The sequence below is a fragment of the Pseudomonas sp. LB3P14 genome (assembly GCF_054898045.1).
Window position 1 is genome coordinate 4,010,818 of the sequence record NZ_CM142714.1, and the last position, 18,444, is coordinate 4,029,261.

The window sequence follows — 18,444 nt, forward strand, 5'->3', positions numbered from 1 at the left end:
TCCTACAGGGTTCTGCGTTAAGCCAACTGGCTGCGCAGCTGCCGGGCGGCCGCCACCATGTTGACCAACGCGGCTTCTGTCTCCGGCCACGCCCGGGTCTTCAACCCGCAATCCGGGTTCACCCACAACCGCTCCGCCGGAATCCGCTTCACGGCTTTGCTCATCAATTTGACCATTTCGACCGTGTCCGGCACCCGTGGCGAGTGGATGTCATAGACCCCCGGGCCGATGTCATTCGGGTAGTCGAACGCTTCGAAAGCCTCCAGCAATTCCATGTCCGAGCGCGAGGTTTCGAGGGTGATCACATCGGCGTCCATCGCCGCGATGGACTGGATCACGTCGTTGAATTCGCTGTAGCACATGTGGGTGTGGATCTGCGTTTCGTCCCGCACACCGGATGCGCTCAAGCGGAACGCTTCCACCGCCCAGTCGAGATACTCCTGCCATTGCGCACGGCGCAGCGGCAAGCCTTCGCGGAACGCGGCTTCGTCGATCTGCACGATCTTGATGCCGGCGGTTTCCAGGTCGACCACTTCGTCACGCAGGGCCAGCGCCAACTGCTGCGCCTGGACTTTACGCGAGACGTCTTCGCGGGGGAACGACCACATCAGCATGGTCACGGGACCGGTCAGCATGCCTTTCATGACCTTGTCGGTCAGGCTCTGTGCATACGTGATCCAGTCGACCGTCATGGCTTTTGGACGACTCAGGTCGCCGTAGATGACCGCCGGTTTGACGCAACGCGAACCGTAGCTCTGTACCCAGCCGAACCGGGTAAACAGATAGCCATCGAGTTGCTCGGCGAAGTACTCGACCATGTCGTTGCGTTCGGCTTCACCGTGCACCAACACGTCCAGACCCAGGCGTTCCTGGACTTGCACGGCGTGGCGAATTTCGTGGTGCATAGCGTCGGTGTAATCGTTGGCCGACAGCTTGCCTTGCTTGAACGCTTGCCGCGCCAGACGAATCGAACCGGTCTGCGGGAATGAGCCGATGGTGGTGGTCGGGAATGCCGGCAGTTTTAACCGCGCACGTTGTTGCTCAATACGTTTGGCAAACGGCGAATGGCGTTGGCTGTCCGCCGAGCCGATGGCGTTGATGCGCGCCTGCACCTCAGCTTTGTGGATACGCGGCGACTCGGCGCGGCTGGCCTGAATGGCACGGCTTTCGGCCAGGGCGGTTTGCACCTTGGGCGATTGCGGGTCGTTCAGGGCATCGCGCAGCACGGCGATTTCACCGCACTTTTGTACGGCGAAGGCCAGCCAGCTTTTCAGTTCAGGATCGAGTTTATCTTCACGATCCAGGTCCACCGGGCTGTGCAACAGCGAGCAGGAACTGCTGACCCACAGGTTGTCACCAAAACGCTCCTGGGCCGGTTGCAGTTGAGCGAGGACTTGCTCCAATTCGCAGCGCCAGACGTTGCGGCCGTTGACCAAACCCACCGAGAGAATCTTGTAAGTCGGCAGACGATCCAGCACTTGGCCGAGTTGATCCGGCGCCCGCACCGCATCGATGTGCAAACCCTGCACCGGCAGACTGACGGCCAGACCGAGGTTGTCTTCCAGCCCACTGAAGTAGGTCGCCACGAGTTTTTTCAGCGGCGAGTATTGAAGGATGTGGTAAGCGCGTTCGAAGGCGTTTTTCCAGGCCTGTGGCAGGTCAAGGGTCAGGATCGGTTCATCGATCTGCACCCACTCCACGCCTTGAGCGGCGAGACGACCGAGGATTTCGCCGTAGATAGGCAGCAGGCGTTCCAGTAGATCGAGCTTGTCGAAGTCGTTGCCTTTAGCCTTGCCCAGCCACAGGTAAGTCAGCGGGCCGATGATCACCGGTTTTACGTTGTGACCCAGGGCCTTGGCTTCGTCGACTTCGTCGAACAGCTGTTCCCAGCTCAGTTTGAACTGTTGGTCAGCGGTGAACTCCGGGACCAGGTAGTGGTAGTTGGTGTCGAACCACTTGGTCAGTTCCTGGGCGTATTGCGCTTTGCTGTGTTCACCGCCGCAGCAGGCCGCCGTGGCGCCACGGGCCATGGCGAACAGGGTGTCGAGGGTCGGCAGGCCGCGCGAGTCCTTGGCGCTGTCGAAACGCTCGGGGATCACACCGAAGGTCAAGGAATGGGTGAGGACCTGGTCGTACCAGGCGAAGTCGCCCACGGGCAGCAGGTCGATGCCGGCGTCTTTCTGCAATTGCCAGTGGGTGGCGCGCAGTTGGCGGCCGACGCTTTTCAGCGCGTCCTGATCCAGGTCGCCCTTCCAGTAGTATTCGAGGGCTTTTTTCAGTTCGCGGTCAGCGCCGATGCGCGGAAAACCTAAAGTGTGGGCCAGAGCCATGGTGAGTTTCTCCCTGTAAAAGATGGCCCTATTGTCGACAGCCAACCCAACATGAGACAAACTCAACCTTTTCGTGTTGATCACAAGTTTTCCTCATGGAGCCCCCGGTGCTTGAAATCCGTCACCTGAAGACCCTGCACGCCTTGCGCGAAGCCGATAGCCTGGTGGATGCGGCCGACCGCCTGCACCTGACGCAGTCGGCCCTGTCCCATCAGTTCAAGGAGCTTGAGGAACGGCTGGGGATGCCGCTGTTCGTGCGCAAGACCAAACCGGTGCGCTTCACCAGCGCCGGTTTGCGCCTGCTGCAACTGGCCGACGCCACCCTGCCGTTGCTGCGGGGTGCCGAGCGCGATATCGCGCGGCTGGCCGGTGGCACCGCCGGGCGCTTGCACATGGCAATCGAGTGCCATAGTTGCTTTCAGTGGCTGATGCCGACCATCGACCAGTTCCGCGATGCCTGGCCGGAAGTCGAACTGGACCTGGCCTCAGGGTTCTCATTCGCCCCGCTGCCGGCCCTGGCCCGTGGCGATCTGGATTTGGTGGTGACCTCCGATCCGCTGGAACTGGCCGGGATCACTTACGTGCCGTTGTTCACCTACGAAGCGATGCTCGCGGTGGCCAACCAGCACCGTTTGGCGAACAAGGCCTACATCGTTCCGGAGGATTTGCTCACCGAAACGCTGATCACCTACCCAGTGGAACGTGATCGGCTGGACATCTTCACCCGCTTCCTCGAACCGGCCGATATCGAACCGGCTCAGGTCCGCACGTCGGAACTGACGGTGATGATGATGCAATTGGTGGCCAGCGGACGCGGCGTGTGTGGCATGCCCCACTGGGCGCTGCATGAATACAGCTCACGGGGTTATGTGAAGGCCAAGCGGCTGGGCGAGAAGGGTTTGTTTGCGACGCTGTACGCCGGGATTCGCGCCGATATGCTGGATGCGCCGTATATGCGCGATTTTTTGCTGACGGCTAAAGACACGTCGTTCTCGACACTCGACGGCGTCAGCGCTGTTCGCTAAGCACCCTCCGCTACCGATCATTCCCACGCTCCGCGTGGGAATGCAGCCCGGGACGCTCCGCGTCCCTTCGAGAGCCGAACGCGGAGCGTCCGTTGAGGCATTCCCACGCGGAGCGTGAGGAACGATCAGGGCTGAGTGATCTCGCGCCACATATGGATCTTGTCGAAGTAGTCTTCACCCAACCGTACCGCCAGAGGTTCGAGGCCAAACTGGATAAAGCCGCAACGCTGGTACAGGTTGAACGCGGCTTCATTGCCGGCGGTGACGGTCAGCTGAATCAACCGCAGGCCCTGGCGGGCCTGCGCTTCAGCCAGGGCGGCCTGCACCAGGTGATAACCGAACCCGCGTTGCCGGACCTTGCCCGACACAAACATGCCAAACAACGTCGCCTTGTGCCGGGCCTTTTCCCGAGGTTCGAAGGCCAGGCCGACGATGCCCGCCAACTCACCGTTTTCGAACGCGCCGAACACCACGTCCAGCTTGCTGGTCAGGCGTGATTCCCACCAACTCAGCGGCATCACGGCGCGTTCGCGCACGCTGGAGGTAAACGCCTGGGGATGCAGGTCGTAGGCTTCGAGCATCAACGCCCGATAGTCCAGGGCGTGACTGGCATCAAGCCGCTCAATCCACATGTTCAAGCCATCCGTCGTTGTTCAAGCATCAGTCGCACCGCCAGCGCCGACAGCACGAACCCCATGAAATAGCGCTGCACCGCCAGCCAGCTCGGGTTGTTGACGAACCAGGAGGCGATGCCCGCGGCGAACAGCGCGATCAGCAGATTGACGCTGAAACTGACGCTGATCTGGGTCAGGCCCAAAATGATGCTCTGGGTGAACACCGCACCGTGCTCAGGGGTGATGAACTGTGGAAACACCGACAAATAAAACACCGCGATCTTCGGGTTCAGGGCGCTGGTCAGAAAGCCCATGGTGATCAGTTTGCGGGACGAATCCGGCGGCAATTGCTGCGCCTCGAAGGGTGAACGCGCACCCGGTTTGACGGCCTGCCAGGCCAACCACACCAGGTACAGCGCGCCGGCCCACTTCAGCACTTCGTAGGCCATCGGCACCGCCAGAAACACAGCGGTCAAACCGGCAGCGGCCGCGAACAGGTGCACGAAAAACCCCGCGACCACGCCGAGCAACGAGGTCACGCCGGCCTTGCGCCCCTGGCAGATCGAACGGGAAATCAGGTAGATCATATTCGGCCCCGGCGTCAGCACCATCAGTAACGCGGCAGCGGCGAAGATCAGCAAGTCTTGAAGCGGGATCATGGGCAGTCCTTTAGTCCAGAGATAGTCAAGCGGTCGCGGTTAACGAGGCTCGATAAAACGGCAGGATCAGGTCCCGTGTCAATGGCGCCAGCGTGACATCGCCGTCGGTGGCCGGGTCGATCCAGCGCACCTCTTCAATCTCCGCTGCAGGCGCTACATCTGAATCGATGGTCAGCTGAAAGAGTTCTGCCTGGACGACAAAACCCGGCTCGTTGGCGGCCGGTGCAGAGAATTGTCCGAGATAGGTGGCGTGTGCCGGATCGATGACCAGGCCCAGTTCTTCTTCCAGTTCACGGGCCAGGGCGTGAACCGGTTGCTCATGGGCTTCGATCTTGCCCCCCGGCTGCATGAACGCCTCGGTGCCGCGCTTGCGGACCAACAGCGTTCGACCGTCCAGGCCAATCAACAGGGCGGCGGCGATGCGGATGAGGCGGGGCGAGGCAGCGGATGAAAGCGTCATGGATCAGGATCGGCCTTGGGGAAAAGGCGCAAGGATCACATGGCCGCCGCTGCTTCGTCACCCCGAAAAGATCACATCCTGCGCCAACGTCTATGTAGTGACGCGTTCCAGCAGCGCTGTCTCCACTTCTTCCGGCACCGTCACAAAAATGCTGTATTTCGCGCCTTCCATGGCTTCGAAGGCGATCAACTTCTCCACCAACGGCCCATTCAACACCTTGCCGGCATTGAGCAGCAGCATGCCGTTGTCGGCATTGAGGTTGCGCGCCAGGATCATGCCCGCCGCCACTTCCCGTGTGGTCAGCACCTTGACCGACGGATCGGCCAACGATACATCGCTCAGGTACGTGGCACAGACCTGGATGAAATCCTTCACCAGATCGGGATCGTAGAGCCGCCCGGCATAACTACGGATGTAGACCAGTGCTTCATCACTGTTCATCTGCCGCTCGAGAATCAGCCCGCGCTGCAACTCGATGAAATCCACCGCCAGTTTCAGCAGCCGCGAACCGAACGGAATCGCCTCGCCCTTGAGCCGGCCAGGGAAACCGCTTCCGTCCCAGCGCTCCTGATGATGAAGAATCAGACGGGCGGCGTCCTTCATCGGGTCGAGGGTCATCAACAGCGATTCGCTCTGCTTGGGATAACCACGATAGCGCTCCCGATCATTGTGGTGCAGTAGATCCGCGGGCGCGGTCATCATGCTGTCGGTCCAGCTCAGCTTGCCAATGTTGTAGAGCGCCGCGGCCATGGTCAGGTCGCGGCTCGTGCCCTCGTCCAGTCCGTGGAGTCTGCAATACACCCGCACCAGTTCGATGATCTGGCGGTTGGTCTGTTTGGCTGGTGGCAAGCGCAAGTTGGCCAGCAGCGAGAACACCTCGGTGCCAGTGACATAGCTGTGCTTGAGCTCTTCGTAGGCCAGATCGAGCATGTCGGCGGTCTGCTGGAGTTCGGCAGTGCGGGAGGCGACGTGTTTTTCCAGGGTGGCATTGAGCAGTTTCAATTGCTCGTTCTGATCCCACGTCTCCTGCACCAGGCGCAACCGTTCACGCTCGGAATGCTGATAGGCGAGCGATTGTCGCAACGTCAGCAGCATTTCCTCATCGTGCCAAGGCTTGCTGATATAACGATGAATCTGCCCTTCATTGATGGCTTTGATAATGGCCGACGGATCGGCATAACCGGTCAGCATGATCCGGGTGGTGTCGGGGTAGCGCTGCTGGATCTGGGCCAGTAGCGTAGCGCCGTCCATATTGGGCATGCGCGCATCGCTCATCACCAGGTCGATGCGCTGTTGCTTCATGATCTCCAGCGCCTGGGCCCCGCTGGTGGCCAGCAGCACCTCGTAAGGCTGGCCGCGTAACAGACGACGCAGGCTGTTGAGGATTGACTCCTCGTCATCGACCAGTAGCACCTTGGGTTTATCGTTCAAAGTCGTGGGGAGTTGCTCTTCCATGGCGTCACCTCAAGTGAAACGGGCACATCTTGTGACAGGCTCCGAGGCAAACATCCCCTATTGCCGGAGCCTGACCTACAGGCTAGATGATTTTCAGCCCTCCGATAGAAATGATTCAGCTCATTCAGTTGCGCGAAGTGCTGGACAGACGACTATGCTCAGCTGACTCGGATCCATAATCTGTACGTTCGGCCAGTTGATCAGGGAAAGGATGCCCCCTATGCATAAACCGCACCACACTGCTGCCGGTACCAGCGTATGTCGATAAATACGCTGCTGGCACGGACCAATCGACGGATTCTTATCGTCGACGACACCGCCTCCATTCATGCGGACTTCGCCAAGATCCTCAGTCCCCCATCGATCGAGGACGACAGCCTGATCAGTGCCGAAAACGCCCTGTTCGGCACCCCTGCGGCGCTAACGCTGCAAAGTTTCGTACTCGACTCGGCGTTTCAGGGCCTCGAAGCGCTGGACAAGGTCGAGACGGCACTGGCCAACGACATGCCCTACGCAATGGCCTTCATCGACATGCGCATGCCGCCGGGCTGGGACGGGCTGGAAACCATCGAACGGCTGTGGCAGGTCGATCCCAAGCTGCAAGTGGCACTTTGCACCGCTTATTCCGACTATTCCTGGGAAGACATCGACGAACGCCTCGAACTGGGCGATCGCCTGCTGATTCTGAAAAAACCCTTCGATGCCATCGAAATCCGCCAGATGGCCAGTGCATTGACCGCCAAGTGGCAAATGACCGAAGACGCGGCGCTGAAAATGTCGCTGCTGGAACAGGCGGTCGAGGAGCGCACACGGGAGCTGTCCGATGCCAACATCATTGTGCAGAACAGCCCGACCATTCTGTATCGGCTGCGGGGCGAGCCGTCGTTTCCGCTGATGTACATCTCGCACAACATCACCAAGTACGGTCACATCGCAGCGAACCTCGTGGCCTCGCCCAACTGGGCCCAGGAACTGATCCACCCCGATGATCAAACGAAGGTCGACACCGCCATGGCCCGGGTGCTGGATCGTCATGCGGAGGGCGCTTCCATTGAATTTCGGATGCGCACCGGCAACGGTGACTGGCGCTGGGTGGAAAACCGCTACATCCCGGTGCGCGACGATGAAGGCCGTTTGCTGGAAGTCGAAGGCATCATCATCGACATCACTGAACGCAAACTGGCCGAAGAGAAAATCGCCCTGCTAGCCCGCACCGACGGCCTGACCGGGCTGGCCAACCGTGCGACGCTGATCGAGCGGTTGCACCAGGCCTTCGCCGCTGCTCGTCGGGGTGCGACACCGTTCGCCATTTTTTATCTGGACCTGGATCACTTCAAACGGATCAACGATACCCTTGGCCACCCGGTGGGCGACCTGTTGCTGCAAGAGGTTGCGCGCCGGATCAAGGCCTGTGTGCGCGAAAACGATGTGGTCGCCCGCCTCGGCGGTGACGAATTCGCGATTTTGCAGCTGGACGTCAGTGACCCGACCCAATCCGCGGGGCTGGCGGCCAAGGTCCGGGATGCGCTGGTGCTGCCCTACTTCCTGGCCGGCAATGATGTGCGGGTCTCGGTCAGCATCGGCATCAGCAGTTACAGCCCGGCCAGCACCAGCGCCGACGGCCTGCTGACCCAGGCGGACATGGCGCTGTATCGCTCCAAGGAAAAAGGCCGCAACCAGTACCATTTCCACTCCGACGAGATCAATCAGGAGGTGGTCGAACGCATGACCATCGCCAGCGAATTGAGAGCGGCCATCGAACACAAAGAACTCGAACTGCATTACTGGCCGGAAGTCGACCTGAGCAGCGGCAAAATCCTCGGTATGGAAGCTCAGGTCAGCTGGAACCACCCTGAGCGCGGTTTACTGGAAGCCCCGGCGTTCCTGCCCGCTGCGGAAAAGACCGGCACCATCGTCGCGCTCGGTCACTGGGTGCTGGATCGCGCCTGCCAGCAAATGCGCCAATGGCGCGACGAAGGCATGGCGCCGCCGGTGATTGCGATCAAGCTGTCCCTGGCCCAACTCAAAAGTGGTCCCGAACTGATCTATGACGTGCTGCGCACCACCGCACGCTGGGAACTCTGCCCTTGGGACTTGCGCTTCGACGTCACTGAAGCGACGCTGGCCCAGACCAAATGGACCCACAACGATGTGCTGCCGCGCCTGCGTGAGCTGGGGGTGAAGATCGCCATCGACGACTTCGGCACCGAGTACTCCTCGTTCGACTACCTCAAGACCTACCAGGTCAATCACCTGAAACTCGCGCAAGCCTTCATCGACACCGCCGCCCGCGATCCGGCCAGCGCGAACACCCTGCGCGCCATCATCAACTTCGCCCGTGAAGTCGGGATCGGCATTATTGCCGAGGGCGTCGAAACCCAGGAGCAGCGCAGCTCGCTGATGGCCACCGGTTCACCGATGAACGCCCAGGGTTACTTCTTCAGCAAAGCGGTCAGCAGCCGGCAGGCCGCCGAGCTGCTGAAAGCCGGCAGCATCGTGCCCCCGAACCATGACATCGGGTCGATCCGGGATAACCCGCCACGCTTCACGGAGGACAAAGGATGAAAACGCCTTTCGTGCGGACCAACCGGCGCATCCTGATCATCGACGACACGCCCTCGATTCATGTGGATTTTCGCAAGATTCTTGGCCCTGAGATCGAAGGTGAACAGACCCTGGCCGGCGCTGAAGAAGCCCTGTTCGGTACGCTGCAGCTTGATCGGCTGACGTTCCAGCTCGACTCGGCCTATCAGGGCCAGGAAGCCCTCGAACTGGTCACGCGTGCACGGGCCGAAGGTCGTCCTTATGCCATGGCGTTCACTGACATGCGCATGCCACCGGGCTGGGACGGTCTGGAAACCATCGAGCAACTGTGGAAGGCCGACCCTCACCTGCAAATCGCATTGTGCACGGCCTTTTCCGATTACACCTGGGAAGACATGGCCGAACGGCTGGAGTTCGGCGACCAGTTGCTGGTGCTGAAAAAACCCTTCGACAGCCTGGAAATCCGCCAGATGGCCAGTGCCCTGACCTGGAAATGGCAGATGGCGCAGGACGCAGCGATGAAGGTCCTGAGCCTGGAGCAAACCATCGAGGCGCGGGTCCACGAGTTGCTCAAGGTCTCGCACCTGTTGCAGTACGACGTACTGACCGAGCTGCCCAACAGCACGTTGCTCGGTGACCGGCTGAACCAGTCTCTGGCCCTGTCCCGGCGCCATGACAAGCAACTGGCCGTGATGTTTCTGGGCCTCGATCGCTTCAAGCGCATCAACAACGCCCTGGGCCATCCGGCCGGTGACGAGATGCTCAAACAGGTCGGCCGCAATCTGGTGGCGACCATTCGCGAGTCCGATTCGGTATTTCGCTACGGCTCTGACGAATTCGTGGTGATCCTCGCCGATGTCCGCCACCCTCAGCAGACCAAGGGCATCGCCGAAAAACTCTTGAATGCCATCCGCGCGCCCCAGCACATTGCCGGCCACGACCTGAGCGTGACCGCCAGCCTGGGCATCAGCATTTACCCGGACGACGGCTTCGATGCCATCGCGCTGATCAAGAAAGCCGAAACCGCGATGCGCAACATCAAGGAAAGCGGCCCGAACGATTTCAGTTTTTTCATCGACGAGATGAACCAGCGCGCTCGGGATCAGCAAAGCATCGAGTCCGGCATTCGCCTGGCGCTGGAGCGCAACGAATTTGTCCTGCATTACCAACCCAAACTGGACCTGGGCAGTGGCCGGGTGGTCGGCGCCGAGGCGCTGATCCGCTGGCAAAAACCGGGGCACGGTCTGGTCTACCCATCGGACTTCATCAGTGTGGCCGAAGACAGCGGTTTGATCGTGCCGTTGAGCAAATGGGTGCTGGCCGAGGCGTGCCGACAAGCCTGCGCCTGGCAGGCCGCGGGGCTGCCGAAGATCTGTATGTCGGTGAATATGTCGGCCATCGATTTCCGTCAGCGGGACTTTGTCGAAGGCATCGAACTGATCCTCGAACAAACAGGGATGGACCCGACCCAGCTGGAGCTTGAAATCACCGAAGGCGTGCTGATGCAGAACGTCGAAACCACGGTGAGCGCCCTGAACCGAATCAAGGCGTTGGGAGTGCGACTGGCCATCGATGACTTCGGGACCGGTTATTCCAGCCTGAGTTACTTGCGGCGTTTTCCCATCGATGTGCTGAAAATCGACCAGTCATTCATTCGCGGCTTAAGCAGCGACAGCAACGACGCCGCCCTGGTCAGCGCCATCATCAGCCTGGGCCGGAGCCTCAAGCTGACCATCATTGCCGAAGGGGTCGAAACCCTCGAACAACTGGATTTCCTCAAGGCCCATCAATGCGAGGAAGGCCAGGGTTACTACTTCAGCAAAGCCGTGGAGCCGGACGCCTTCGTCCGGTATCTGGGGTCGGTGAATCCCTCTTCATCCGCAGCCACGTGAACGATGCGCAACGACACACGGGCCCCCAGCCAAGGAGTCATCAGATGTCGCCCTCCTTTCACCGCCTGCTATGGGTGCCGTTGTTCGGGTTATGCCTGAGCGCCGGCGCCGAACCGCTGGATGAACCGCTCAAACCACTGCCGGCGGTGCCACAGCAGAATCCGCTGCGGGTCGAACTCGGCCGCCAGTTATTCAACGAGAAGCGCTTGTCGGTCAACGACAGTCTGTCCTGCGCCAGTTGCCATCGACTGGAAAACGGCGGGGCCGACAACAAGGCGTTTTCCATCGGTTTCGCCGGCCTGCCGGTGACGATCAACACCCCCAGCGTGTTCAACTCCAGCCTGAACTTCCGGCAATTCTGGAACGGCCGCGCCGACACCCTGGAAACCCAGGTCCACGGAGTGGTGCAGAGCCCCAGTGAAATGGGCAGTAACTGGGAACATGTGGTGCAGACGCTGACTGCCGATCCGGCTTATCAGACCTCGTTTGTCAACGCCTACCCGGATGGCGTGACCATGAACAATGTGCAGAATGCCCTGGCCTCCTACGAACGCACGCTGATCAGCGCCAACTCGCGTTTCGACCAATACCTGCAAGGCAATACCGACATTCTCACCATCGACGAGAAGTACGGCTACCAACGCTTCAAGGACTACGGCTGCATCGCCTGCCATCAGGGCGTAAACATCGGCGGCAACATGTTCCAGAAGTTCGGGGTCATGGGCGACTACTTCAAGAGTCGGGGCAACCCCACCGAAGCCGACCTGGGCCGCTATCTGGTCACCAAGGACGAAGAGGACCGCAACGTGTTCAAGGTCCCGAGCCTGCGCAACGTCGCCGTGACCGCGCCGTACTTTCACGACGGTTCGGCCAAGACCCTCGAAGAGGCGGTGGACGTGATGTTCAAGTTCCAGCTCGGTCGTATTCCCTCTGCCGACGACAAGACCCTGATCATCAAATTCCTCAAGACCCTGACCGGTGAATGGGGAGGCAAGCCCTTATGAAAACATCTAACCGCCGCAACCTGGCGTTGCTCAGCATCGTGGCCGTGATGCTGGCTTCGGTGCTGCTGTTCCTGTACCTCAAATCCAGCTCGAACCAGACGACGACCTACACCGAATCCCGGGACTTGATCGGCCGGATCAAGCAGCTGAACGCACAATGGGAAACCGAGATTCTCAAGGCCAGGATCGCCATCAGTCACAACTACGATCCGTTGGTCGCACCGCTGACCGAGTTGACGAACCTGTGGGAGCGGTTTGACACAATGGAGTCGAACCACGGCCGCAACGACTCGCCCGTCTGGCGTGCCAGCCATGATGCGTACCTGACCGCCATCCAGGAAAAGACCCGGTTGGTGGAGCAGTTCAAGTCGCACAACGCCGTGCTACGCAACTCGCTGGCGTTCCTGCCCACCGCCGAGGACGACATTCAGGAACAGCTGGCCCGGGTGGATGGGGACCCGCTGCAATTGCAGAACATCGCCACCGACACCTATGACTTGCTGCTCAGCAGCCTGGAGTTCGCTCAGGTCACCTCTGATGACAAAGCCGCCGACATCCTGCTCGGGCTGAATAAACTGGGGGTGAACAAACTGCGACTGCCGGAACCGTTCCACAGCCCGATCGATATTCTGAGCAACCACATCGCGCTGATCCTGCGCGAACAACCCTTGGTCAATCGGTTGCTGGAAAACATCGAGGCCGTTCCCGTGGCCGAACGCCTGGACGACATTACCAACCTGCTGAACACCGACCAGCAGCGGACCGATGGGGTCGACCAGCGCTATCACTTCTACATGCTGTTGTTTTCGGTGCTGCTGGTGTTGCTGCTGGTGTACCTGGCGATTCACCTGATGCGCAGTTTCACCGTGATCAATCGCGTCAACAAAGCCCTGCAAACCGCCAATGAAGACCTGGAGATGCGGGTTGAAGAGCGCACCCGCGAACTCAAGGATACGCAGAGTGAACTGCTCGACACCGCACGCCAGGCCGGAATGGCCGAGATCGCCACCAATGTGCTGCACAACGTCGGCAACGTGCTCAACAGCGTGAACATTTCGGCCGACCTGGTGACCCGCAAACTGCGCGCCAGCAAAGCTCAGGGCCTGGGTAAGGCCATGCAACTGATCAACGAACACCAAGGCGACCTCGGCACCTTTCTGACCGAGGACGCGAAAGGCAAGTTGCTACCGGGTTACCTGAATCAACTGGTGGACGCGATAGCCCTGGAACAACAAGGCATGACCGACGAACTGGCCCAGCTGACCAAAAGCGTGGACCACATCAAGGACATCGTCGCCACCCAGCAGTCCTACGCGGGCGCCAACAGCCTGATGGAACCGCTGCACATCAGCGAATTGCTGGAAGACGCCCTGCGCATGAATTCCGGCGCGCTGACCCGACACCACGTCACGGTGGTCAAGGAGTACAGCGATGTGCCGCAGGTCATGGGCGACAAACACCGGTTGCTGCTGATCCTGATCAACCTGATCAGCAACGCCAAATACGCCATGTCCGACCTCAGCAACCGCCCGCGACAAATGACCCTGGGGGTCAAAATCGTCGAAGACACGACCCTGCAAGTCAGCGTCAAGGATGACGGCGAAGGCATCGCCGAGGAAAACATGACGCGAATCTTTGCCCACGGGTTTACCACCCGCAAGGAAGGCCATGGCTTCGGCCTGCACAGCTGCGCCTTGGCCGCCATCGAAATGAACGGCCACCTCACCGCCCATAGCGACGGACCGGGCAAGGGCGCGCTGTTCACGTTGCAGATCCCGCTGAAGACCGTCAAGGAGGAAGCATGAGCGAGCTTTCGAACCGACGCATTCTGCTGATAGACGACACGCCGTCCATTCACGTGGATTTTCGCAAGATCCTCACGCCCATGCCGGAGCAGACCGTCGAACTGGACGAGATGGAAGCTGCGCTGTTTGGCAGCGAAGTGAAATCAACCCGTGCGCTGTTCGAGCTGGACTCGGCCTATGGCGGCCAGGAAGGCCTGGGCAAACTGAATGAAGCCTTGCAGGAAAACCGCCCCTACGCCCTGGCCTTTGTCGACATGCGCATGCCCGAGGGTTGGGACGGTGCGCAGACCATTGAACATTTGTGGCAGGCCGACCCGCGCCTGCAAGTGGTGGTGTGCACCGCCTATTCCGACTATTCCTGGGATGAACTGCTCGATCGATTGCAGGCCCATGACCGGCTGCTGATCCTGAAAAAGCCGTTCGACAATATTGAAGTCCAGCAGATGGCCAATACCCTGCTGACCAAATGGGACATGACCGAACGGGCCAGTGTGCAGATGGACCATTTAGGGCAAATGGTCGAACGCCGAACCCGGCAGTTCACAGAGGCCAGCGTTGAATTGCAGCGGGAAATCGACGAGCGCAAACAGCTTGAAAGTCAGTTGGTGCAATCGGAAAAACTCGCCTCATTGGGGCAACTCGCGGCCGGTGTCGCCCATGAAATCAACAACCCTATCGGCTTCATTTCCTCCAACCTCGGCACCCTGGATGGCTACTTCAAACAACTGCAGGAAATGCTCGACGCCTATCGGGATGCGGAAGAGGCGATCGGCTCCAGCGAGCTCATCGAGCGTTTGAACCAACTGCGCGAACGGGTCGAGCTGGAGTTCCTGCGCGAGGACATTCCGCTGCTGATCAAGGAATCCAAGGACGGCATCAACCGGGTCGGGCAGATCGTCAAGGACCTGAAGGACTTCTCCCGGGCGGACTCCAATCAGGAATGGCAGTGGGCCAATCTGCAACAGGGCATCGAATCGACCTTGAACATTGTCGCCAACGAACTCAAGTACAAGGCCGATGTGCTCAAGGAATATCAGCACCTGCCCGACATTGAATGCCTGCCTTCGCAAATCAACCAGGTGATCATGAACCTGATCGTCAATGCCTCTCAGGCCATCGGCCCGGAGCGCGGCACCCTCACCCTGCGCACCGGGCTTGAAGCTGAAACGGTGTGGATCGAGGTCGCAGACACCGGCGCCGGCATTGCGCCGGACAACCTGCAAAAAATCTTCGACCCGTTCTTCACCACCAAACCGGTGGGCCAGGGGACAGGGCTCGGGTTGTCCCTGTCCTATGGCATCGTGAAAAAACACCGGGGGGATATTACGGTGCGCAGTGAAGTCGGCGTGGGGACCACGTTTCGGGTCGTGTTACCGATTCACCAATCCAAACCACTTCTGACTATGTAGCTTCCTGGAAATCCATCTCAGGTGGCTGACGACGGAAACCGCCGGTCAGCACCGCCAGGTACACCACGCCAATCGCCAACCAGCTCAAGCCCAGATAGATCGCCAGGTGATCGAGGCTGACCATCAGCCACAAATCCGCCACCAGACCGATAAACGGGAACAGCAGGAACAACACGAATTCACGCAGCCCTTTGTTCTCACCGCCGATCCAGTAATGAAAGATCACCGACAGGTTCACCAGGCTAAACGCCAGGAACGCGCCGAAGTTGATGAACGAGGTCGAAGTGGTGACATCCAGTTTCAATGCCAGCAAAGCGACCACGGCGCACAACAGGATGCTGTTGACCGGTGTGCCAAAGCGTTCGTGCAAGGTGCCGAAGAACGATTTTGGCAGCACGCCGTCGCGGCCCATGGCGAACAGCAACCGCGAACCACTGGCCTGAGCCGACAGGCCCGACGCGAACTGGCCGACGATCAGACCGATCAGGAAGATCGACACGAACAGGTCACCACCAATGTTGCGGGCAATTTCATAGGCCGCCGAGTCGACGCTGTCAAACTGGAACGACGGATGCGCGATCTGCACGAAGTACGACACACCGACGAAGATCAACCCGCCGATCAGGGTAATCAGCATGATCGCTCGCGGGATGGTGCGGCGCGGGTCGCGGGTTTCTTCGGTCAGGGTGCTGACCGCGTCGAACCCCAGGAATGAATAACAGGCGATGGCTGCACCGCTCATGATCAGCGGCATCTGCATGTCACCGTTGAAGAACGGTTTGACCGACCACAACGGCGTGCTCGCATCGCCACCGACGTAATGGACGCACAACGCAACGAAGGCGATCAGCACCAGGAACTGCACCAACATCAGTAACGCGTTGATGCCGTTGGCCAGCTTCAGGCCGACGATGTTGATCGCACTGGTGATGCCAATGAACGCCAGCACCCAGATCCACTGCGGCACGGCCGGGAAAGCGGAGTTGAGGTAGGCCGCGCCGATCAGCCAGATCGCCATGGGCAGGAACAGGTAATCGAGCAGCACGGCCCAACCGGCGATGAAACCAAGTTTCGGGCTGATCGCTTTGCGTACATAGCTATAGGCTGAACCGGCGACAGGAAACGCCGAGGCCATTCGGCCGTAACTCATGGCGGTGAAAAACATCGCCACCAGCGCCGCCAGATAAGCGGCCGGCACCATGCCGGCGGTGGATTGAGCGAGGATGCCAAAGGTGCCGAGCACAATGATCGGCGTCATGTAGGCGATGCCGAACAGCACCACCGAACCCAATGACAGGGTGCGTTGCAAATGAGCCATGAGCGACTACTCCGAATTTATTAGATTTATGGCAGAGCCGAGTTCGGCAAAATGATCGTTCCCACGCTCTGCGTGGGAATGCAGCCGGGGACGCTCCGCGTCCCAAAAGCGGACGCGGAGCGTCCGTTGATTCATTCCCACGCAGAGCGTGGGAACGATCGGGTTTAACGGTTAACGCGCAGGAATCATCAGCTCCCGCAATCCACAAGCATGCTCAACAATCTCCCCCGGCAACCGCAACCGCTGATCATCCAGATACCGATAATCCTGCCGCGCCGCCGTCAGCTGATTCAGATCCAGCTCAACCGCAAACTGTCCTTCCTCCCGCCCGGCCTCGAACAACAAAGTCCCAAGCGGATCCACCAACGCACTGCCGCCCGCAAACACCAACCCGCCATCGCCCTCTTCTACCCGGTTGACCATCAGCGCAAACGCCTGGTTTTCCTGGGCGCGGGCCATGATCGCGGTGCGGTGAGTCGGGCCGTACGGGTCCATGTTGCCGTTGGTGACGATCAGCAGTTCAGCCCCCAATTGCGCCAGTGCACGGGCGGTTTCCGGGAATTCGATGTCGTAACAAATCAACAGGCCGACCCGCACACCGTTCCACTCGCAGGTCGCGTAACGGTCTCCGGCCTCGAACACACCACGATCCGACGCCCACAGGTGCGTCTTGCGATATTTCAGCGCGATACCTTCGGGGGTAATCAGCAACGTGGTGTTGTAGAAGCGGCCGTTGTCGGTCTCGGCCATGCCGATCACCACGGCGATGTTGCGTTCACGGGCCGCAGCCAGCACCGCGCTGACGGTCGGACCGTTCAGCGGTTCGGCAGTTTCGGCCAACGCTTCGAGGGACGGAAAGCCCATCAGGTGAGTTTCGGGAAACACAATCAGCTGCGTATCGGCAGCACAGGCAGCAATCGCCTTCAGAGCGCGTTCCAGGTTGTATGCCGTGTCGTTGTCACGGCCCGCCAACTGGGCGAGTTCGACTTTCATGGGTATTCCTTGTTCTTGACGCCTGGCAGAAAGATTGCCCGGTCGGTGTCTGTGCGCCAGTATGCGCAGCAAGCCACCGGCCGGGGAATCACGCCGCTGGGGTAACCCGATAGGGGTAGAGGCATGACACTCTCGTTAGACGACATCGCTTGGCACCGCTCGGTCGGGCAACTGATCGACGCCCTCGACAAGCCCAATTTCTGGACGCAGCTGGTTCGGTTGCTGGATCAGTACGTGACCTTCGACAGCTGGGTGGCGCTGCTTTTCAGCGCCGATCAGCACCCGCAAGTGTTCGCCGAATGCCCGGGCGCGGATGGCAGTCCCGATCAATTGTTCCAGGACTATCTGCGCGGCTTGTATCTGCTTGATCCGTTCTACATCGCCTGTCGCGAGCAGTCTCGCACCGGGCTCTATCGCCTGTCGGAAGTGGCGCCGGAGCATTTCGAGCTGACCGAGTACTACCAGCGCTACTTTCGTCTGAATGTGGTGGCCGACGAAATCCAGTTTAATTGCCAGCTCGAAGGTGACCGCACGCTGTGCCTGTCATTGGGCAGCAAGCAACGTTTCAGCGGCCAGCAGATCGCCTTGTTGTCGCTGATCCAGCCCTGGGTGCTCGGCCTGTTGCGCCAGCGTCTGCCTTACGAAATCAACGAAGTCGTGGCCCTCGCGCCAGCACCGCCGCAAGCCGACTGGCGCGTGCAGCTGGAAGCGTCGGTGCAACAACTCAAAGGCGCGCAATTGACCGCTCGGGAGCTGGATGTCGGGCGCTTGATGCTCAGCGGTTGCTCCAGTAAAGAAATCGCCCGCAAACTGGAAATCTCTGTCGAAACCGTGAAAGTCCATAAGAAACACATGTACAGCAAACTGGGGATCAAGTCCCAGTCCGAGTTGTTTTCGATTTTTCTCCAGGCACAAAATGCCTGACACACCGCTTTC

The 18,444-nt window shown here is 59.9% G+C and carries 15 protein-coding genes and 1 pseudogene; 8 read left to right on the forward strand and 8 right to left on the reverse strand.

The window, feature by feature from the left end:
- Window positions 1-17: 17 nt before the first annotated feature.
- On the reverse strand, window positions 18-2,330 hold the full coding sequence (metE, locus tag ACYZT5_RS18570) for a 5-methyltetrahydropteroyltriglutamate--homocysteine S-methyltransferase (RefSeq protein WP_462046839.1): 2,313 nt from the start codon (window positions 2,328-2,330) through the stop codon (window positions 18-20).
- Window positions 2,331-2,437: 107 nt separating this feature from the next.
- Between metE and metR the strand changes: the two genes are divergently transcribed.
- On the forward strand, window positions 2,438-3,355 hold the full coding sequence (gene metR, locus ACYZT5_RS18575) for a transcriptional regulator MetR (protein ID WP_076028480.1): 918 nt from the start codon (window positions 2,438-2,440) through the stop codon (window positions 3,353-3,355).
- Between the two features lie 125 nt (window positions 3,356-3,480).
- Here the strand turns inward: metR and ACYZT5_RS18580 are convergent, their stop codons facing one another.
- From ACYZT5_RS18580 to ACYZT5_RS18595, 4 genes are all read right to left on the reverse strand, one after another.
- Entirely contained in the window at window positions 3,481-3,987 is a 507-nt protein-coding gene (locus ACYZT5_RS18580; protein ID WP_462052277.1) for a GNAT family N-acetyltransferase, read from the reverse strand.
- A gap of 2 nt (window positions 3,988-3,989) precedes the next feature.
- The gene (locus ACYZT5_RS18585; RefSeq protein WP_462046840.1) at window positions 3,990-4,628 is read right to left on the reverse strand and encodes a LysE family translocator; all 639 of its coding nucleotides are present in this window, start codon (window positions 4,626-4,628) and stop codon (window positions 3,990-3,992) included.
- 25 nt (window positions 4,629-4,653) lie between these two features.
- Window positions 4,654-5,088, reverse strand: coding sequence for an NUDIX hydrolase (locus tag ACYZT5_RS18590; protein ID WP_462046841.1), 435 nt, complete (start codon window positions 5,086-5,088; stop codon window positions 4,654-4,656).
- 90 nt (window positions 5,089-5,178) lie between these two features.
- Entirely contained in the window at window positions 5,179-6,543 is a 1,365-nt protein-coding gene (locus ACYZT5_RS18595; RefSeq protein WP_462046842.1) for an HD domain-containing phosphohydrolase, read from the reverse strand.
- Window positions 6,544-6,801: 258 nt separating this feature from the next.
- Here ACYZT5_RS18595 and ACYZT5_RS18600 point away from each other — a divergent pair, with 258 nt between their 5' ends.
- The 6 genes and pseudogenes from ACYZT5_RS18600 (at window position 6,802) to ACYZT5_RS18625 (ending at window position 15,197) form a co-directional block, all read left to right on the forward strand.
- A complete protein-coding gene (locus tag ACYZT5_RS18600; RefSeq protein WP_462046843.1) occupies window positions 6,802-9,108 on the forward strand; it encodes a GGDEF/EAL domain-containing response regulator in 2,307 nt (768 codons plus the stop codon).
- Window positions 9,105-10,979 carry a putative bifunctional diguanylate cyclase/phosphodiesterase gene (locus ACYZT5_RS18605; protein ID WP_462046845.1) on the forward strand — a complete coding sequence of 625 codons (1,875 nt, stop codon included), beginning with the start codon at window positions 9,105-9,107 and terminating at the stop codon, window positions 10,977-10,979. Before ACYZT5_RS18600 ends, ACYZT5_RS18605 begins: the two co-directional genes overlap by 4 nt.
- Before the next feature lie 44 nt (window positions 10,980-11,023).
- The gene (locus ACYZT5_RS18610) at window positions 11,024-11,983 is read left to right on the forward strand and encodes a cytochrome-c peroxidase (protein ID WP_462046846.1); all 960 of its coding nucleotides are present in this window, start codon (window positions 11,024-11,026) and stop codon (window positions 11,981-11,983) included.
- Window positions 11,980-13,788: a DAHL domain-containing protein gene (locus ACYZT5_RS18615; protein WP_462046847.1), complete on the forward strand. Its 1,809-nt coding sequence runs from the start codon at window positions 11,980-11,982 to the stop codon at window positions 13,786-13,788. The genes ACYZT5_RS18610 and ACYZT5_RS18615 overlap by 4 nt, the downstream gene beginning before the upstream one ends.
- Window positions 13,789-14,378: 590 nt before the next feature.
- Window positions 14,379-14,465: pseudogene (locus ACYZT5_RS18620) on the forward strand (hypothetical protein); the annotation flags it as partial.
- A 408-nt stretch (window positions 14,466-14,873) separates the two neighbouring features.
- The gene (locus ACYZT5_RS18625) at window positions 14,874-15,197 is read left to right on the forward strand and encodes a sensor histidine kinase (RefSeq protein ID WP_462052278.1); all 324 of its coding nucleotides are present in this window, start codon (window positions 14,874-14,876) and stop codon (window positions 15,195-15,197) included.
- Here ACYZT5_RS18625 and ACYZT5_RS18630 read toward each other — a convergent pair.
- The 3 genes from ACYZT5_RS18630 to ACYZT5_RS18640 form a co-directional block, all read right to left on the reverse strand.
- Window positions 15,190-16,515, reverse strand: coding sequence for an APC family permease (locus ACYZT5_RS18630; protein WP_462046848.1), 1,326 nt, complete (start codon window positions 16,513-16,515; stop codon window positions 15,190-15,192). The genes ACYZT5_RS18625 and ACYZT5_RS18630 overlap by 8 nt on opposite strands.
- Window positions 16,516-16,686: 171 nt before the next feature.
- Window positions 16,687-17,508 carry a carbon-nitrogen hydrolase family protein gene (locus ACYZT5_RS18635; RefSeq protein WP_462046849.1) on the reverse strand — a complete coding sequence of 274 codons (822 nt, stop codon included), beginning with the start codon at window positions 17,506-17,508 and terminating at the stop codon, window positions 16,687-16,689.
- Window positions 17,505-17,633, reverse strand: a complete 129-nt coding sequence (locus tag ACYZT5_RS18640; RefSeq protein ID WP_449644250.1) for a hypothetical protein — start codon at window positions 17,631-17,633, stop codon at window positions 17,505-17,507. Before ACYZT5_RS18640 ends, ACYZT5_RS18635 begins: the two co-directional genes overlap by 4 nt.
- Between ACYZT5_RS18640 and ACYZT5_RS18645 the strand changes: the two genes are divergently transcribed.
- Entirely contained in the window at window positions 17,632-18,432 is an 801-nt protein-coding gene (locus tag ACYZT5_RS18645; RefSeq protein ID WP_462046850.1) for a helix-turn-helix transcriptional regulator, read from the forward strand. The two genes, ACYZT5_RS18640 and ACYZT5_RS18645, sit on opposite strands and share 2 nt — an antisense overlap.
- The last annotated feature ends 12 nt before the right edge of the window (window positions 18,433-18,444 follow it).

What these genes read in the sequence shown, in the direction of transcription:
- metE (WP_462046839.1), bottom strand. Translation starts at nt 2,330, where the DNA reads ATGGCTCTGGCCCACACTTTAGGTTTTCCGCGCATCGGCGCTGACCGC.
- ACYZT5_RS18580 (WP_462052277.1), bottom strand. Translation starts at nt 3,987, where the DNA reads ATGTGGATTGAGCGGCTTGATGCCAGTCACGCCCTGGACTATCGGGCG.
- ACYZT5_RS18585 (WP_462046840.1), bottom strand. Translation starts at nt 4,628, where the DNA reads ATGATCCCGCTTCAAGACTTGCTGATCTTCGCCGCTGCCGCGTTACTG.
- ACYZT5_RS18590 (WP_462046841.1), bottom strand. Translation starts at nt 5,088, where the DNA reads ATGACGCTTTCATCCGCTGCCTCGCCCCGCCTCATCCGCATCGCCGCC.
- ACYZT5_RS18595 (WP_462046842.1), bottom strand. Translation starts at nt 6,543, where the DNA reads ATGGAAGAGCAACTCCCCACGACTTTGAACGATAAACCCAAGGTGCTA.
- ACYZT5_RS18600 (WP_462046843.1), top strand. Translation starts at nt 6,802, where the DNA reads ATGTCGATAAATACGCTGCTGGCACGGACCAATCGACGGATTCTTATC.
- ACYZT5_RS18605 (WP_462046845.1), top strand. Translation starts at nt 9,105, where the DNA reads ATGAAAACGCCTTTCGTGCGGACCAACCGGCGCATCCTGATCATCGAC.
- ACYZT5_RS18610 (WP_462046846.1), top strand. Translation starts at nt 11,024, where the DNA reads ATGTCGCCCTCCTTTCACCGCCTGCTATGGGTGCCGTTGTTCGGGTTA.
- ACYZT5_RS18615 (WP_462046847.1), top strand. Translation starts at nt 11,980, where the DNA reads ATGAAAACATCTAACCGCCGCAACCTGGCGTTGCTCAGCATCGTGGCC.
- ACYZT5_RS18625 (WP_462052278.1), top strand. Translation starts at nt 14,874, where the DNA reads ATGAACCTGATCGTCAATGCCTCTCAGGCCATCGGCCCGGAGCGCGGC.
- ACYZT5_RS18630 (WP_462046848.1), bottom strand. Translation starts at nt 16,515, where the DNA reads ATGGCTCATTTGCAACGCACCCTGTCATTGGGTTCGGTGGTGCTGTTC.
- ACYZT5_RS18635 (WP_462046849.1), bottom strand. Translation starts at nt 17,508, where the DNA reads ATGAAAGTCGAACTCGCCCAGTTGGCGGGCCGTGACAACGACACGGCA.
- ACYZT5_RS18645 (WP_462046850.1), top strand. Translation starts at nt 17,632, where the DNA reads ATGACACTCTCGTTAGACGACATCGCTTGGCACCGCTCGGTCGGGCAA.
- ACYZT5_RS18640 (WP_449644250.1), bottom strand. Translation starts at nt 17,633, where the DNA reads ATGCCTCTACCCCTATCGGGTTACCCCAGCGGCGTGATTCCCCGGCCG.